The organism is Salmonella sp. SAL04213 (assembly GCF_046550535.1).
Classification (GTDB): domain Bacteria; phylum Pseudomonadota; class Gammaproteobacteria; order Enterobacterales; family Enterobacteriaceae; genus Salmonella; species Salmonella enterica.
This window is the reverse complement of sequence record NZ_JBGDXS010000001.1, coordinates 150,450-167,671: the sequence shown is the minus strand read 5'-3', so window position 1 is coordinate 167,671 and position 17,222 is coordinate 150,450. Positions and strand designations below refer to the sequence as shown.

Genomic DNA, 17,222 nt, shown 5'->3' with positions numbered 1-17,222 from the left:
CAGATGATTATTTATTTACACGGTTTTGATTCAAATAGTCCGGGCAACCATGAAAAAGTGTTGCAATTACAGTTTATCGACCCGGATGTTCGGCTGGTAAGCTACAGTACGCGGCATCCTAAGCACGATATGCAGCATCTGCTGAAAGAAGTGGACAAAATGTTGCAGTTGAATGTGGACGAGCGCCCTTTAATCTGTGGCGTGGGGCTGGGCGGTTACTGGGCGGAGCGGATTGGCTTTTTGTGCGATATCCGTCAGGTGGTTTTTAACCCGAACCTGTTCCCCTATGAAAACATGGAGGGGAAAATCGATCGCCCGGAAGAATATGCGGACATCGCTACAAAGTGCGTGACCAACTTTCGCGAAAAAAATCGCGATCGTTGTCTGGTGATCCTCTCGCGTCATGACGAAGCGCTGGACAGCCAACGCTCAGCGCAAGCGCTTCACCCGTTTTATGAAATTGTGTGGGATGAGGAACAGACTCACAAATTCAAAAATATTTCGCCGCATTTGCAACGTATCAAAGCGTTTAAAACGCTGGGATAACGCCCCCGGCAATATGGCGTTATCAGTGACCGGATAACCAGCCTTGCGGCTGGTTTTTTTATGCTCAATTCTCGCAAACTGTCTATCTTTTCAGCATGAAAACTTGATGCACATCAATTTTGGTATGACCAATGCACCGTTCATGCTATTCTCATATCAGAAGCTTATTCTCATTAACGTAACTTGTTGTTAATTAAAGGCTATGCTAATAACTTTTAATTAACAATTGGTTAATAAATTTAAGGGGGTCACGTTGACTACACCATTAAAAAAGATCGTGATTGTCGGCGGCGGCGCTGGCGGGCTGGAAATGGCGACGCAGTTAGGCCATAAACTGGGGCGCAAGAAAAAAGCGAAAATCACGCTGGTAGACAGAAATCACAGCCATCTGTGGAAACCATTGCTGCACGAAGTGGCGACTGGCTCTCTGGACGAAGGCGTGGATGCGCTGAGCTATCTGGCCCATGCGCGCAATCATGGTTTCCAGTTCCAGCTGGGGTCGGTGATGGATATCGATCGCGAAGCGAAAACCATCACCATTGCCGAGTTGCGTGATGAAAAGGGCGAACTGCTGGTGCCGGAGCGCAAAATCGCGTATGACACGCTGGTGATGGCGCTGGGCAGCACCTCTAATGATTTCAACACGCCGGGCGTGAAAGAGCACTGTATCTTCCTCGATAACCCGCATCAGGCGCGCCGTTTTCACCAGGAGATGCTGAACCTGTTCCTCAAGTATTCGGCTAATCTGGGCGCGAACGGTAAGGTCAATATCGCCATCGTTGGCGGCGGTGCGACGGGGGTTGAGCTGTCGGCTGAACTGCATAATGCGGTAAAACAGCTGCATAGCTATGGTTATAAGGGGCTGACCAACGACGCGCTGAACGTGACGTTGGTTGAGGCTGGCGAGCGTATTCTGCCTGCGTTGCCGCCGCGTATCTCCAGCGCCGCGCATAATGAACTGACCAAACTGGGCGTTCGCGTGCTGACGCAAACTATGGTCACCAGCGCCGACGAAGGCGGTCTGCATACGAAAGAAGGTGAATATATTCAGGCCGATCTGATGGTGTGGGCGGCGGGTATCAAAGCGCCAGATTTTATGAAAGAGATTGGTGGTCTGGAAACGAACCGCATTAACCAACTGGTGGTGGAACCGACGCTGCAAACCACGCGCGATCCTGATATTTATGCGATTGGCGACTGCGCTTCCTGCGCACGTCCGGAGGGAGGTTTTGTGCCGCCTCGCGCTCAGGCGGCGCATCAGATGGCTACCTGCGCGATGAATAACATTCTGGCGCAGATGAATGGCAAACCGCTGAAAGCTTACCAGTATAAAGATCATGGATCGCTGGTCTCTCTGTCCAACTTCTCTACCGTGGGTAGTCTGATGGGGAACCTGACCCGCGGTTCAATGATGATTGAAGGACGTATCGCCCGCTTCGTGTATATCTCGCTATACCGTATGCACCAGATAGCGCTGCATGGATACTTTAAAACCGGCCTGATGATGCTGGTGGGCAGTATTAACCGCGTCATTCGTCCGCGCCTGAAACTGCATTAATTTCTCTGCGCCTCACCGGCTGCTCGCGCCGGTGAGCGCTTCTCCATCTCTTGCTTCGGAGTTGTCCGAATCCTTCAGCTTTACCGCCTCATCCCGCATTTTTCATCCTCATTCCGATTGGCTTTGTTCGCATACTGGTTGCAAAATTGTTACCAATAGCAACGAAGGAGGAACTCCCGTGAATAAATCAATGTTGGCGGGTATAGGGATTGGCGTAGCGGCTGCGCTGGGTGTGGCGGCAGTGGCCAGTCTCAACGTATTTGATCGTGGTCCGCAGTATGCGCAGGTGATATCGGCTAAACCGATTAAAGAGACGGTAAAAACGCCGCGTCAGGAGTGCCGTAATGTCACGGTCACGCATCGTAGACCGGTTCAGGACGAAAACCGTATTGCCGGCTCGGTGCTTGGCGCAGTAGCAGGCGGCGTGATTGGACATCAATTTGGCGGCGGTCGTGGTAAAGATGTGGCGACGGTCGTCGGGGCGCTGGGCGGCGGTTATGCTGGCAATCAAATCCAGGGATCAATGCAGGAAAGTGATACCTACACTACCACGCAGCAACGCTGTAAGACGGTGTATGACAAATCTGAAAAGATGCTTGGCTACGACGTGACCTACAAAATTGGCGATCAGCAGGGCAAAATCCGCATGGATAAAGACCCCGGAACGCAAATTCCCCTCGACGGCAATGGCCAACTGGTTCTGAATAACAAAGCATAAAAAAGCTGTACTCTGCAAGTTAGCCCCTCATTCGCTCAGGCTGAGGGGCTTTTTTTTATCCGAAGCCGCGTCGTTCAGGACTTGAGCAGTTCAGGCCAGATGCGCAGAGTCGTACGCGTAATTTGCATCAGTTGTTCGAAGGTGGCACCTTCACGGGCGCTGATCGACATTCCCTGTAAAATACAGTTTATATATTCTGCGAGCGCCTGCGGGTTACAGTGCGCCGGAATTTCACCGCGCTCCTGACGTTGGCGCAGAAACTGGATGAGCGTCTGTTCCTGCATGGCGTGGCGTGATTTTACCGTGCGGGCGATATCGCGCGAGGAGGCGGCGAGGGTGGCGGACGTATTAATCATAAAGCAGCCAGCCGGCGTGTCTGTACTGGTAAAGCAGGCGGCAATTTCTGTGAAGTAATCTTCCAGCGCCGATTCCACGCTTTTCTCTTCACAAAAGAGCTGGGCTTCGTGTTTTGAGGCAAAGCGAGTGATGTAGCGATCCAGGACAGCGCGAAATAATCCTTCTTTGTTAGTGAATTCCGCATAGAGAGTAGGCGCTTTCGCCCCGGTAGCCTCTACGAGATCGGCAAGCGAAGTTGCTTCATAGCCGTGCTGCCAGAAGAGAGTCATGGCCTTATCAAGCGCGGCTTCCCTGTCGAACACTTTTGGTCGGCCACGGCTTTTCTTCGCGCAACTCGTGGTATCCGTTGTCATGATGCCGTTGTACCTGTTTAAAGAGCGGTCTCTCTATTATAAAAACAAACCACTTCTGGCTCCAGAGTATTCATTAGAAAAATAAATCAATTCTATTCACATGAAAAATAACATCTTTATAAATTATATAACGATCATTATAAAAAGAGGTTGACGTGTGATGTAGATCACATCTATGATTAATTTATCGATCGTTAAGTTAATGCTTACGACACCCATTCATCTGCTAAAGGTCATCACTATGAAAAACGTAAAAACCCTCATCGCTGCTGCGGTACTGAGTTCGCTCTCATTCGCCAGCTTCGCCGCCGTTGAAGTTCAGGCAACGCCAGAAGGTCAACAGAAGTTCGGCACCATTTCCGCGAATGGCGGCACGAATCTGGGCTCGCTGGAAGATCAGCTGGCGCAAAAAGCGCAGGAGATGGGGGCGAAGTCTTTCCGTATTACCTCTGTTACCGGCCCGAATACCCTTCACGGTACGGCGGTAATCTATAAGTAAGCATTAACCCTCATTAATGCCGCTGCGATTGCCACAATAAAAAGAGAAAGCCTCGCGATGCATCGCGAGGCTTTTTTGTCGGTCAGCTATTCACGCTTACAGCGACTGCGGTTTCGCCTCTGCTTGACGGGTTACATCCACCGGCATTCCGGAACGCACTTCCATAACATGTTCCATCACCGCAGCATCGGTCTGCGGCGCGTCCTTAAAGGCCTGCATCGGGCCATTCAGCACAATCGGCAGCACCTGCGGATCGTCGCCTATATTTTTAGACAGCGGCTGATGAACTTCCACCAGTCGCACGCCGCCTGGCTCCACCGAGGCTTTAATCGGCGTATTGATAATATTCACTTTGGTTCCCGGCGTGACCTGACGGAACAATGTCTCTATATCACCGTCGCGCAGACGGATACAGCCGGAACTGACGCGCATACCAATGCCAAAATCGGCATTCGTGCCATGTAACAGATAGACGCCGCCGTAGGCCGCTAAACGAATCGCGTGATGCCCCATTGGGTTATCGGGACCGGCAGGCACCACGGCGGGGAGATCGATGCCTTGCGCTTTATAACGGGCGCGAATATTGGCGGTCGGCGTCCAGGTTGGATTGGCGCGTTTATCCGAAATGGTCGTCACCATCGTTGGCGTCAGGGTATCGCCGCCCAGTTGGCCAATCCCGATAGGGTAGACCGTGACCGTATTTTTCCCCGGTTGATAATAGTAAAGCCGTAATTCCGCGAGGTTAATGACGATACCTTCACGTGGCGCGTCCGGTAGCAGCGTTTGCAGCGGAATCGTCAGCACGCTGCCTGCGCGTGGCACGTAAGGATCAATGCCGGGGTTGGCCTGTAACAGGGCTAAAAAGCCCACGTTATATTTTTTGGCGATCGCCTCCAGCGAGCCGCCGTCGTCTTCAACGACATGGAATTTATTTTCTCCCACCAGTCTACTGCCGGGGGGTGGAAGAGGCCACGTATTCGCCTGCGCGGGAAGGGCAAGCATGATGGTCGCGGTAAGCGCAAACAACGCCCACCAGCGAGAGAGTCGCGTATTGTTGAACATTATAATAAGCCCATGATTATTATGTGGTTATTTTTATAAAAGAGGAAATAAGAATTATGGCGGCTGGCTGTGTCTGGAACTGCAGGGAAGTGCAAAGAATTTGTAAAGATTAGGCCGGACGCAGAGTAATGACGCCCGGCCTGACGCTTATGCAATAGCGTTTTCTTCCAGTTGCTGCATAAACTGGCGTACCCAGTCTATACGCGTTTTACGTTCGCTTAAATCCTGAATAAACTTGAGGCGCGTCGGACCATCCAGACGGAAATGCTGCGGCTGTTTTTGCAGCAACCCGATAAGCCAGGCGGGGTCAACGTGGTTTTTGTCGGCGAACTCAATCGTTCCGCCTTTCTCGTTACCCTCCAGTTTTCGGATGCCGAGCTTTTGCGCCTGTTGGCGCAGGCGGGCGATATCCAGCAGATTACGCGCCGGATCGGGCAGCAGGCCGAAGCGGTCGATCAATTCCACTTTGATCTCCTCCAGCTCGTTTTCGTTCTTCGCGCTGGCAATGCGTTTATAGAATGACAGCCGGGTATTAACATCCGGAATAAAATCATCCGGCAGTAACGACGGCATTCGCAGCTCGACTTCCGTTTGCTGACTGGTGAGATCTTCCAGCGAGGGTTCGCGGCCTGCTTTCAGCGCATCAACGGCGTTTTCCAGCAGTTCCATGTAGAGTGAGAAGCCAATGGTTTCCATTGAGCCGCTTTGCTCTTCGCCAAGCAGTTCGCCCGCGCCGCGGATCTCCAGATCGTGGGTCGCCAGCGCAAACCCGGCGCCTAAATCCTCCAGCGACGCAATCGCCTCCAGCCGTTTTTGCGCATCGGTGGTCATGGCCTTAGGATGTGGCGTCAACAGCCAGGCGTAGGCCTGGTGGTGCGAGCGCCCAACGCGGCCACGCAGCTGGTGCAACTGCGCGAGGCCGAAATGATCCGCACGTTCAATGATGATCGTGTTAGCGGTGGGAATGTCGATCCCCGTTTCGATAATGGTAGTACACACCAGCACGTTAAAACGTTGATGGTGGAAATCGTTCATGACCCGTTCCAGCTCACGTTCGCGCATCTGCCCGTGGCCTATAGCGATTCGCGCTTCCGGCACCAGTTCCGCCAGCCGCTCTGCGGCTTTCTGAATATTTTCGACGTCATTGTACAAATAGTAAACCTGACCGCCGCGCAGGATTTCACGCAGAATCGCTTCCCTTACTACCAGGCTATCATACTCGCGGACAAAGGTTTTTACCGCCAGACGACGGGCAGGGGGGGTGGCGATAATGGAGAGATCGCGCATACCGCTCATCGCCATATTCAGCGTCCGCGGGATCGGCGTCGCCGTGAGCGTCAGAATATCGACATCGGCGCGCATCGCCTTAATTCGCTCTTTGTGGCGCACGCCGAAACGGTGCTCTTCATCGACAATCAGCAGGCCGAGGTCGCGCAGCTTCACATCGCTTTGTAGCAGTTTATGCGTACCGATCAGAATATCGATCTTACCCTCGGCGGCTTCCGCCAGGATTTGCGTCTGCTCTTTGGCACTGCGAAAGCGAGACAGCATCTCAATGCGTACCGGCCAGTTGGCGAAACGGTCGCGGAAGTTGTCATAGTGTTGCTGCGCCAGCAGCGTAGTCGGCACCAGTACCGCCACCTGTTTATGGTTTTCCACCGCCAGGAACGCGGCGCGCATCGCCACTTCGGTTTTGCCGAAGCCGACGTCGCCGCACACCAGCCTGTCCATCGCCAGCGGTTGGCACATATCGCTCAATACGGCGTTAATCGCCTGTGCCTGATCGGGCGTCGTTTCAAACGGGAAGCTGTCGCAGAATAACTGATACTGCTCACGATCATGCTTAAAGGCAAAACCCTCTTTTGCCGCCCGTTGCGCATAAATATCCAACAGTTCCGCTGCGACATCGCGCACTTTTTCCGCCGCTTTCTGCCGGGCGCGCGACCAGGCGTCGCCGCCCAGTTTATGCAGCGGCGCACTTTCTTCCGCGCCGCCGGCATAGCGGCTAATCAGATGCAATGAGGAAACCGGCACATACAGTTTGGCGTCATTGGCGTAGGTGAGCATCAGATACTCACCCTTGATGCCGCCAGCCTCCAGAGTGGTCATACCGGCATAGCGTCCGACGCCGTGCTCCAGATGCACTACCGGTTGACCGACGTGGAGCTCCGCCAGGTTACGAATCAACGTATCCGGGTTGATCGTGCGGCGGGAATCCAGGCGGCGACGCGCCACCCGTTCACCCAAGAGATCGCTTTCACAAATCAGCGCCAGATTGCGTTGGGTGTCGATAAAGCCATGTTCTGCGGCGCCAATCATCAGATAGCGTCCCGCATCCTGCGCCTCGTCCAGGCGTAATATTCGCTTCGGCGCGATTTTTATGCGAGCCAGGAGCTCTCCCAGAGCTTCGCGGCGTCCTTCGCTTTCCACCGAAAAAATCACCGGACCGCTGAAAGATTCGAGGAATTTACGCAGCGCGTCCAGCGGCGCTTTCTGCTGCGCCTGGATAGCCAAATCCGGTAATTTCTGGAAACCAAGATTGGTATTGGCGGCTTTTTCCGGCAGATGGTCGGTTTTAAGCTGGAGGCGAGGCCAGCGTTTAAGCTCGGAAAAGAGCTCATCTACCCGTAGCCAGAGGGCTTCCGGCGGCAAAAGCGGGCGCATAGGATCGACGCCGCGATTTTCAAAACGCGCCAGCGTATCGGCCTGAAAGCGTTCGGCGCTGGTTTCCAGCGAGCCAGTATTCACCACCAGAGTATTGGCGGGGAAATAGCTAAATAATGGCGGTAACGGTTCGCTGAAAAAGAGCGGCTGCCAGTATTCGATCCCGGCGGGCAGGGTGCCTTTGCTGACCTGCTGATAGATGTGCTCGGCGTCGCGTTTTACCTCAAAGGTATCGCGCCACTGGCTACGGAAAAGCTCAATAGCGGCTTTGTCGGTAGGAAATTCGTGCGCGGGCAACAAATTGATGGCCTCGACCTCCTCCAGCGTACGTTGGGTATCCGCGTCAAACAGACGCAGGCTGTCGATTTCATCATCAAAAAAGTCGAGGCGATAAGGCTGTTCGCTGCCCATCGGAAAGAGATCCAACAGCGCGCCGCGCGTCGCGTATTCGCCATGCTCCATCACCTGATCGACATGCCGATAACCGGCGCTGTCAAGCTGCGCGCGCAGAGCGTCGCGGGACAGCCGCTGGCCTTTTTTCATCACCAGCGCATGACCATGCAGATAGCTATGCGGACAAACGCGCTGCATCAGGGTGTTTACCGGTACAATCAAGACGCCGCGCTGCATCGACGGCAACTGGTAGAGCGTGGACAGACGCGAAGAGATAATTTCCTGATGCGGGGAGAAGCTGTCATACGGTAGCGTTTCCCAGTCCGCCAGGTTCATCACCATCTGATCGGTAAACTGGCGGATTTCATCATGCAATCGCAGAGCATTTTGCATGTCAGGCGCTATAAGTACCACCGGACCGGCATGGCGTTCAGCTATCTCCGCCACCAGCGTAGCGCAGGCGGCACCGGTAAGTTCGCCCAACTGGCGCTGATCGCCCGCTTTTGTCGGCAGCGTGTAACGTTGTTTTTCAGGCATAACGGTTGTCAGTATCTCTTTTTGTTTTACGCCGCACTCTACGCGTCACCCTTCAGGCTGCTTCATGGTTGGCTGCGCGCCGGGACAGCATGAAGGACTCAGGTATTCAGGGGCATATGACTGATAAGCAATGTTCTTTATTATCCGCGATCGTTGTTTATTAGCAAATTGAATCCGCCGGATAACACGTCGAACAGGTAAAGTATGAACATGTAAGTGACTTGATTTGTCGGCCTTTTTCAGAATAGCGCTGACGAACTCTTACGGTTCAGACATTTACGCATTCCGCTTTCGCTTATATACTCGGGACTTTGCTAACAGCAACCAGACGGATTACATGTATCAACCTGTCGCTCTATTCATCGGCCTGCGTTACATGCGCGGGCGTGCAGCAGATCGCTTCGGTCGCTTCGTTTCCTGGCTTTCCACTATCGGCATTACCTTGGGGGTGATGGCGCTGGTCACGGTATTGTCGGTGATGAACGGTTTTGAGCGCGAACTGCAAAATAACATTCTTGGTTTGATGCCTCAGGCCATCCTTTCTGCTGAACATGGTTCTCTTAACCCGAATCAGATGCCGGAAAAAGCGGTGAATCTGCAAGGCGTTAACCGTATTGCGCCGCTGACGACGGGCGATGTCGTACTGCAAAGCGCGCGTAGCGTTGCGGTTGGCGTGATGTTGGGTATCGATCCGGCGCAAAAAGATCCGTTAACGCCGTATCTGGTCAATGTGAAGCAAAGCGAATTACAGCCGGGTAAGTATAATGTCATCCTCGGCGAGCAGCTCGCCGGACAGTTAGGGGTCAACCGCGGCGATCAGATTCGGCTAATGGTGCCATCTGCCAGCCAGTTTACGCCAATGGGACGTCTGCCCAGCCAGCGTCTGTTTACGGTGATTGGCACATTTGCCGCCAATAGCGAGGTCGATGGCTATGAAATGCTGGTCAATATTCAGGACGCGTCGCGTTTAATGCGCTATCCGGCAGGCAATATTACCGGCTGGCGTCTGTGGCTGGATGAACCGCTGCAAGTCGATACCCTCAGCCAACAGCCGCTGCCGCAAGGCACGAAGTGGCAGGACTGGCGCGAACGTAAAGGCGAGTTGTTCCAGGCTGTGCGCATGGAAAAGAACATGATGGGATTGTTGCTGAGCCTCATCGTGGCGGTCGCGGCTTTTAACATTATTACTTCGTTGGGTCTGATGGTCATGGAGAAGCAGGGCGAAGTGGCGATTTTACAAACTCAAGGGCTGACGCCGCGACAAATTATGATGGTCTTTATGGTGCAGGGCGCCAGCGCCGGGATTATCGGCGCGCTGTTGGGCGCCGCGCTGGGCGCATTGCTTGCCAGCCAACTGAATAACCTGATGCCGATCATCGGCGCGTTTCTGGATGGCGCTGCGTTGCCCGTGGCGATAGAGCCGTTACAGGTGATCGTTATCGCTCTGGTGGCAATGGCCATCGCGCTGCTTTCTACGCTTTATCCTTCCTGGCGCGCTGCCGCCACTCAACCCGCTGAGGCTTTACGTTATGAATAAGATCCTGTTGCAATGCGACAACCTGTGCAAACGCTATCAGGAAGGCACCGTACAAACCGACGTGTTGCACGATGTCAGCTTCAGTATCGGCGAAGGCGAAATGATGGCGATCGTCGGCAGTTCCGGTTCGGGTAAAAGTACGTTGCTGCATCTGTTAGGCGGGCTGGATACGCCTACCTCTGGCGATGTGATTTTTAGCGGCCAGCCGATGAGCAAACTCTCTTCTGCGGCAAAAGCGGAATTACGTAACCAGAAACTGGGGTTTATCTATCAGTTTCATCATCTCCTGCCGGATTTTACGGCGCTGGAAAACGTGGCGATGCCATTATTGATTGGCAAAAAGAAACCGGCGGAGATTGATGCTCGGGCGCGAGAAATGCTGCACGCCGTAGGGCTGGAGCATCGCGCAACCCATCGACCTTCGGAACTTTCCGGCGGTGAGCGCCAGCGTGTCGCGATAGCGCGCGCGTTGGTGAATAATCCGCGTCTGGTACTGGCGGATGAGCCGACCGGTAATCTGGATGCGCGTAATGCCGACAGTATTTTTGAGCTTTTGGGCGAGTTAAATCGTCTGCAGGGAACCGCGTTTCTGGTGGTGACTCACGATTTGCAACTGGCGAAACGTATGAGCCGCCAGCTTGAGATGCGCGATGGCCGCCTGACGGCGGAACTGAGCCTGATGGGGGCGGAGTAATGGCGTCGCCTTTATCATTGTTAATTGGCTTGCGTTTCAGCCGTGGACGGCGGCGCGGCGGTATGGTTTCGCTCATTTCCGTCATTTCTACCATCGGTATCGCGCTGGGCGTGGCGGTGTTGATTGTCGGTTTAAGCGCGATGAACGGTTTCGAACGCGAGTTGAATAACCGTATTCTGGCGGTGGTTCCGCACGGGGAGATTGAAGCGGTCAATCAGCCGTGGACCAACTGGCGTGAAGCGCTGGCAAAAGTGCAGAAGGTGCCGGGCATTGCCGCCGCCGCGCCGTATATCAATTTTACCGGCCTGGTAGAGAGCGGGGCGAATTTGCGCGCCATTCAGGTTAAAGGCGTCGACCCTAAGCAAGAGCAGCAGCTTAGCGCGTTACCGTCATTTGTGCAAAATCACGCCTGGGATCATTTCAAAGCGGGCGAGCAGCAGATCATTATCGGCAAAGGCGTCGCCGATGCGCTGAACGTGAAACAGGGCGACTGGGTGTCCATCATGATCCCCAATGCGAATGCCGACCATAAGCTGCTCCAGCCCAAACGCGTGCGTTTGCATGTCATCGGGATTCTGCAACTGAGCGGCCAGCTCGATCACAGCTTCGCCATGATCCCGCTTGAGGATGCGCAGCAGTATCTGGATATGGGGTCCAGCGTTTCCGGTATCGCGCTTAAAGTCCACGACGTGTTTAATGCGAACAAACTGGTGCGTGACGCGGGTGAGGTGACTAACAGCTATGTCTACATTAAGAGCTGGATCGGCACCTACGGCTATATGTATCGCGATATCCAGATGATTCGCGCCATTATGTATCTGGCGATGATTCTGGTGATCGGCGTGGCCTGTTTTAATATCGTTTCCACCTTAGTGATGGCGGTAAAAGACAAAAGCGGCGACATTGCGGTATTAAGAACGCTGGGGGCGAAAGATGGTTTGATTCGTGCCATTTTCGTCTGGTACGGACTACTGGCGGGCTTGCTGGGTAGTTTGATTGGCGTGGCGATCGGCGTTGTCGTTTCGCTTCAGCTTACCGCCATTATTAATGGGATTGAAAAGGCGATCGGGCATCAGTTTTTGTCCGGTGATATCTATTTTATCGACTTCCTGCCATCCGAATTACATTGGCTGGACGTTGTTTACGTACTGGTCACGGCGTTGTTGTTAAGCTTACTGGCGAGCTGGTATCCGGCGCGGCGGGCGAGCAACATTGACCCTGCGCGAGTATTGAGCGGTCAGTAATCGCGGAATATAAAAACAAGGAGCGGTGATGTATTACGGGTTTGACATTGGCGGAACAAAGATTGCGTTAGGCGTATTTGACTCAACGCGGCGGCTGCAGTGGGAAAAACGGGTTCCCACGCCTCATGCCAGCTATAGCGCCTTTTTAGACGCTGTGTGCGAACTGGTCGCGGAAGCCGACCAGCGATTTGGCGTAAAAGGGTCGGTAGGGATTGGCATACCCGGTATGCCGGAAACCGAAGACGGCACGCTGTACGCCGCGAATGTCCCGGCAGCCAGCGGTAAGCCGTTGCGCGCCGATCTCAGCGCCCGACTGGATCGCGATGTGCGTCTGGACAATGACGCTAACTGTTTTGCCTTGTCCGAAGCCTGGGATGATGAATTCACGCAATATCCTTTGGTTATGGGGCTTATCCTCGGCACCGGCGTCGGCGGTGGCCTGGTGCTAAACGGGAAGCCGATTACCGGTCAGAGCTATATCACCGGCGAGTTTGGCCATATGCGTTTGCCGGTTGACGCGCTAACGTTGATGGGGTTTGATTTTCCTCTCCGCCGTTGTGGATGCGGTCAGATGGGCTGCATTGAGAATTATCTGTCCGGGCGCGGGTTTGCGTGGCTATATCAGCATTATTATGATCAATCGCTGCAGGCGCCGGAGATTATCGCGTTGTGGGAGCAGGGTGATGAGCAGGCGCACGCGCATGTTGAGCGCTATCTGGATTTACTGGCGGTTTGTCTGGGGAATATACTGACGATTGTCGATCCCGATTTATTGGTGATCGGCGGCGGACTATCGAACTTTACGGCAATAACAACGCAACTGGCGGAAAGACTGCCGCGCCATCTCCTCCCTGTTGCCCGCGCGCCGCGCATTGAGCGTGCGCGGCATGGGGATGCAGGTGGGATGCGCGGTGCTGCTTTTTTACATCTTACCGACTAATCAAAAAAAGAGGTTGTTATGCAGTCGCGTCGGTTTCATCGATTAAGCCGCTTTCGTAAAAATAAACGTCTGTTGCGTGAACGTCTGCGCCAGCGGATCTTTTTCAGAGACAGAGTGGTGCCGGAAATGATGGAAAACCCAAGAGTATTAGTCCTTACAGGTGCAGGAATTTCTGCAGAGTCTGGTATTCGTACGTTTCGCGCGGCGGATGGCCTTTGGGAAGAGCATCGGGTTGAAGACGTGGCAACGCCGGAAGGATTCGCCCGTAATCCGGGGCTGGTGCAGACATTTTATAATGCCCGCCGTCAGCAGCTTCAACAGCCGGAAATACAACCCAATGCGGCGCATCTGGCGTTAGCGAAGCTTGAAGAAGCGCTTGGCGATCGCTTTTTGCTGGTGACGCAAAACATCGACAATTTGCATGAACGCGCGGGCAACCGCAACATCATTCATATGCATGGCGAGCTGTTGAAGGTGCGCTGTTCGCAAAGCGGCCAAATTCTGGAATGGAACGGCGATGTGATGCCGGAAGATAAATGTCACTGCTGCCAGTTCCCGGCGCCGCTACGTCCGCACGTGGTGTGGTTTGGCGAGATGCCGCTTGGCATGGATGAAATTTATATGGCGCTGTCGATGGCGGATATTTTTATCGCCATTGGCACATCCGGTCATGTCTATCCGGCTGCGGGGTTTGTGCATGAAGCAAAACTGCACGGCGCACATACGGTGGAACTGAATCTTGAGCCAAGCCAGGTCGGCAGCGAGTTTGAAGAGAAGCACTACGGCCCGGCAAGCCAGGTTGTGCCGGAATTTGTTGATAAATTCCTGAAAGGGCTGTAGTGCTGTTTGCCCGGTAACGCCTTATCCGGCCTACATTTCACGTTACGTTCATCTGTAGGCCCGACAGGCGCTTTGGCTGAATTAGCGTCCTGCTTTTAGCTTCTGATAATACTCTTCATAAATGGCGCTGGCGTCGCCGACATCGTTTTGCCACTCGCCTTTGCTGATGGTTTGCGCATCCGGATAGAGCGACTTATCATTGGCGACCTCCGGGCTTAACAGCTTACGCGCCGCCAGGTTGGGGGTAGGGTAGCCGATGGTTTCTGCCACCTCTTTCGCGACGTCAGGACGCAGCAGGAAGTTGATTAGCTTCAGCGCGCCCTCTTTATTTTTCGCGTTCGCCGGAATAGCCAGGCTATCCATCCAGAAAATACCGCCTTCCTTCGGCCAGACGACCTCCAGCGGCGTGCCAGCCTGACGAGCAACGAAGGCTGAACCGTTCCACACCATCCCCAGGTTGACTTCCCCTTCCATATACGGATTCGCCGGATTATCGGAGTTGAAGGCCGCTACGTTCGGCATCAGTTTTTTCAACTCTTCATATGCCGCTTCGATCTCTTTCGGATCGGTAGTGTTACCGGAATAACCTAGCTTGCGCAGCGCCATCTGGAAGACTTCTCGCGCATCGTCGGTTAAAAGCAGGCTGTTTTTATATTCCGGTTTCCACAAGTCAGCCCAGCTGGTAATGGTTTTTGGATCGATAGCATCGCTGTTCACGCCAATCGCCGTTGCGCCCCAGATATACGGGACAGAATAATCGTTGTTGGGGTCAAACGGTTTGTTGAGCATTTCCGGATCGAGGTTGTGGAAATTGGTTAATTTCGACTTATCGATCTTCTGGATCATGCCTTCTTTGCGCATTTTGTCGACATAGTATGTAGAAGGAACAACCAGGTCATACGCGCCATCTTTATAGGTTTTGAGTTTGGCATACATGGTTTCGTTCGACTCGTAGGTCGAATAAATCACCTTAATGCCGGTCTCTTTAGTGAACTGTTCCAGCAGGCCCGGCGGTACATACTCAGTCCAGTTATAGAAATAGAGCGTGTCGTTGTCGGAGGCATGAGCGGCACTCATACCCAGCGCCAGGGCGCCCGCCGCGAGCAGGTGGCGTGACCATTTTTTCATTTAACGTCCCCTGAATTACGGGCCTTATCGGCCCTTGGTTTTATCACGAGCAATAAGCTGGCTGGCAATGACCATTACCAGAGACAGCACCAATAAAACGGTCGCCAGCGCGTTCACTTCTGGTGAAACGCCGACTTTTACCATGGAATAAATCTTTAAGGGTAAAATTTCATAGCCCGGCCCGGTGACAAACGACGAGACCACTACATCGTCCATCGACAACGTAAAGCTCAGCAACCAGCCCGCCGCCACCGCCGGCATCGCCAGCGGCAGAATGATTTTGCGTAAAATCGTTACCTCACTGGCCCCCAGGTCTTTTGCGGCTTCCAGCATTCTGACATCAAAGCCTTTCAGGCGCGAATAGACCGTGACGACCACAAACGGCAGGCTAAAGGTGATGTGCGAGAACAGCAACGACCAAAAGCCCAGTTGAATGCCGAGTAACATAAACAGCACCAGCAGGGAGATCGCCATCACGATATCCGGCGACATCATTACTACAAACAGCATCCCGCTGACGAATGGCTTCCCGCGAAAGCGGTAGCGATAAAGCGCCACCGCGGTTAACGAGCCAATCAACGTGGCGAAGGTCGCTGAAAAAATCGCCATCGTCAGTGAATGTTGAGCGGCCTGCAACAGACTGTCGTTATTGACCAGTAGTTCGTACCATTTAGTGGTAAAGCCCTGCCAGTTAATGCCGAACCGCGAACTGTTGAAGGAGTTCACGATCAGAATAATGATGGGAATATACAGATACGCATAGATGGCAGTCATGAAACCGCCACGGAGCAGCCGACCGATCATTCAAGTTCCACCTTCTTATTCAGAGGATGGGGTGCTTTTAGAGTATTGAAAATGAACAATTTTTTCTCTTCTCCAAAATCTCTCCAAAACGTCTCGCGGTTATCAGCAGCCAGGAAGAAGCAAGCTGCCGCTTGAAGCCGCGAATTTTACAACAAATTGCCAGACGAGCGGGAAAAAAAGGCCATTTAAATGACTATTCTCATCCGATCCGGTCATATGCGGCATTATTGCGCCAGGCAAGAGGTTACTCTGTAGGCAAACAGGAAGTACGTGAGTAAACCCTGAACGTGACGTCTGAGAAAGCGTCGTCTGATTTTATAAAAAACAACATAAGCAGCCGCTTTGTTGTTCTGAGCGAACGTGTAGCGTGGTTAACTGTTCTTCCGCCATTTTTTGTATAGCCTGGGGGTCTATTCTAAAAATGGCGTGAAAAACCTGATCAGAGATGGCTTCGATTATCTCAGCTAACATACTTTGGCTGGTGCTGGGATCCGTTACGAGGAACGCCTGAAACGTCTTATCCGCCAGTAAAACCTCTTTTACCATTTTTTCAATAGGTATGTGGGTATGCGGTGGTGGTATTTCAAGCTGTTTTAATCCACACATCGCCATTGTTTCTAAAAATGCGTTTTGCTGAGTACTTTCGGATATATTCGCATGCTGTAAAATGCGCGTTGTCTTTTCAATCCCAGACTGAATTTTCGCTGCCAGGTAGGTTACCTTTTCTTGCGTTTTCCACTCATCTAAATGTCCTTTTCTCAATTCAGAATATAAATACCCCTCTATGTTGTCTAATGGAACCGATAATGTCGGCGCGCCAGCAAGATTGAGACATAATGTCGAAGGGAGGGGGTAATCTGCGATGTCGCTATATCTTCTATTAATCATGGCCGTCATTTGTGGATGCGATTTTAAAATATCCGGGCGATCTTTCATTAAAAAATAGACCTTCCCCATGACTTCACAGCTAAAGGTATCGGTATTTTGAGTGATACGTAACAATTCGTTCTCTTCGTTTTGATCCATGATACGAAGAATCATGATGGCATCATTTTCATGAGGATTATGAACCTGAAATCTATCTCTTTGCGATGCGCAGGCTAATGCCTTCAACTCAAAAAAAATCTCTGTAAGCCGCTCTCGTGTGGGGGTACAATCGGCAAACAACATCTCATGTAGACAACGGTCCGCTTTTGCTTTGCCAGTAGAAAAAAAGAAGTCTTTAATTTTTTCCCATAAAACTTTGCAACATGTTTCTTTCGTATTCCCTGGGGGATTGATAAGGATTTCACTTTTTAAAAGACCATTCCCTATAGTAATCGGCATATTAATCTCACTTATACTGGAG

At 52.7% G+C, this 17,222-nt stretch carries 15 protein-coding genes; 9 read left to right on the top strand and 6 right to left on the bottom strand.

Going from position 1 to position 17,222, the window contains the following annotated elements:
• Positions 1-3: 3 nt before the first annotated feature.
• The 3 genes from ycfP to ACLJPQ_RS00870 all read left to right on the top strand — a co-directional run bounded on the left by ycfP (position 4) and on the right by ACLJPQ_RS00870 (position 2,822).
• The gene (gene ycfP, locus ACLJPQ_RS00880) at positions 4-546 is read left to right on the top strand and encodes an alpha/beta hydrolase YcfP (protein WP_000587943.1); all 543 of its coding nucleotides are present in this window, start codon (positions 4-6) and stop codon (positions 544-546) included.
• 253 nt (positions 547-799) lie between these two features.
• Positions 800-2,104 (top strand): NADH-quinone dehydrogenase, encoded by a 1,305-nt coding sequence (gene ndh / locus ACLJPQ_RS00875; protein WP_000211053.1) that lies wholly within the window; start codon positions 800-802, stop codon positions 2,102-2,104.
• A 178-nt stretch (positions 2,105-2,282) separates the two neighbouring features.
• A complete protein-coding gene (locus tag ACLJPQ_RS00870) occupies positions 2,283-2,822 on the top strand; it encodes a glycine zipper 2TM domain-containing protein (protein ID WP_001043449.1) in 540 nt (179 codons plus the stop codon).
• Positions 2,823-2,896: 74 nt separating this feature from the next.
• Here the strand turns inward: ACLJPQ_RS00870 and comR are convergent, their stop codons facing one another.
• Complete coding sequence (gene comR, locus ACLJPQ_RS00865; RefSeq protein ID WP_000205986.1) at positions 2,897-3,532, bottom strand: TetR family copper-responsive transcriptional repressor ComR; 636 nt, start codon at positions 3,530-3,532, stop codon at positions 2,897-2,899.
• A gap of 241 nt (positions 3,533-3,773) precedes the next feature.
• Between comR and bhsA the strand changes: the two genes are divergently transcribed.
• The gene (gene bhsA / locus ACLJPQ_RS00860; RefSeq protein ID WP_000800159.1) at positions 3,774-4,031 is read left to right on the top strand and encodes a multiple stress resistance protein BhsA; all 258 of its coding nucleotides are present in this window, start codon (positions 3,774-3,776) and stop codon (positions 4,029-4,031) included.
• Between the two features lie 96 nt (positions 4,032-4,127).
• Here the strand turns inward: bhsA and ACLJPQ_RS00855 are convergent, their stop codons facing one another.
• Complete coding sequence (locus tag ACLJPQ_RS00855) at positions 4,128-5,093, bottom strand: L,D-transpeptidase family protein (RefSeq protein ID WP_000482961.1); 966 nt, start codon at positions 5,091-5,093, stop codon at positions 4,128-4,130.
• A 147-nt stretch (positions 5,094-5,240) separates the two neighbouring features.
• Positions 5,241-8,687 (bottom strand): transcription-repair coupling factor, encoded by a 3,447-nt coding sequence (mfd, locus tag ACLJPQ_RS00850; protein WP_023203483.1) that lies wholly within the window; start codon positions 8,685-8,687, stop codon positions 5,241-5,243.
• Positions 8,688-9,024: 337 nt separating this feature from the next.
• On the opposite strand from mfd, the gene lolC reads away from it, so the two are divergent.
• The 5 genes from lolC to cobB are packed head-to-tail and all read left to right on the top strand — an operon-like array spanning position 9,025 to position 13,942.
• Positions 9,025-10,224, top strand: a complete 1,200-nt coding sequence (gene lolC / locus ACLJPQ_RS00845; RefSeq protein ID WP_001534775.1) for a lipoprotein-releasing ABC transporter permease subunit LolC — start codon at positions 9,025-9,027, stop codon at positions 10,222-10,224.
• On the top strand, positions 10,217-10,918 hold the full coding sequence (gene lolD / locus ACLJPQ_RS00840; protein ID WP_001033714.1) for a lipoprotein-releasing ABC transporter ATP-binding protein LolD: 702 nt from the start codon (positions 10,217-10,219) through the stop codon (positions 10,916-10,918). The genes lolC and lolD overlap by 8 nt, the downstream gene beginning before the upstream one ends.
• The gene (lolE, locus tag ACLJPQ_RS00835) at positions 10,918-12,162 is read left to right on the top strand and encodes a lipoprotein-releasing ABC transporter permease subunit LolE (protein ID WP_000168091.1); all 1,245 of its coding nucleotides are present in this window, start codon (positions 10,918-10,920) and stop codon (positions 12,160-12,162) included. Before lolD ends, lolE begins: the two co-directional genes overlap by 1 nt.
• 28 nt (positions 12,163-12,190) lie before the next feature.
• The gene (gene nagK, locus ACLJPQ_RS00830; protein ID WP_000291320.1) at positions 12,191-13,102 is read left to right on the top strand and encodes an N-acetylglucosamine kinase; all 912 of its coding nucleotides are present in this window, start codon (positions 12,191-12,193) and stop codon (positions 13,100-13,102) included.
• An 18-nt stretch (positions 13,103-13,120) separates the two neighbouring features.
• A complete protein-coding gene (gene cobB, locus ACLJPQ_RS00825; protein ID WP_001191856.1) occupies positions 13,121-13,942 on the top strand; it encodes a Sir2 family NAD+-dependent deacetylase in 822 nt (273 codons plus the stop codon).
• Between the two features lie 81 nt (positions 13,943-14,023).
• Here cobB and potD read toward each other — a convergent pair whose 3' ends face one another.
• The 3 genes from potD to sifA form a co-directional block, all read right to left on the bottom strand.
• Positions 14,024-15,070, bottom strand: a complete 1,047-nt coding sequence (potD, locus tag ACLJPQ_RS00820) for a spermidine/putrescine ABC transporter substrate-binding protein PotD (protein ID WP_000759329.1) — start codon at positions 15,068-15,070, stop codon at positions 14,024-14,026.
• 24 nt (positions 15,071-15,094) lie between these two features.
• The gene (gene potC, locus ACLJPQ_RS00815) at positions 15,095-15,874 is read right to left on the bottom strand and encodes a spermidine/putrescine ABC transporter permease PotC (RefSeq protein ID WP_000580299.1); all 780 of its coding nucleotides are present in this window, start codon (positions 15,872-15,874) and stop codon (positions 15,095-15,097) included.
• 315 nt (positions 15,875-16,189) lie between these two features.
• Positions 16,190-17,200 carry an SPI-2 type III secretion system effector SifA gene (gene sifA / locus ACLJPQ_RS00810; RefSeq protein WP_080184895.1) on the bottom strand — a complete coding sequence of 337 codons (1,011 nt, stop codon included), beginning with the start codon at positions 17,198-17,200 and terminating at the stop codon, positions 16,190-16,192.
• Between the last annotated feature and the right edge of the window lie 22 nt (positions 17,201-17,222).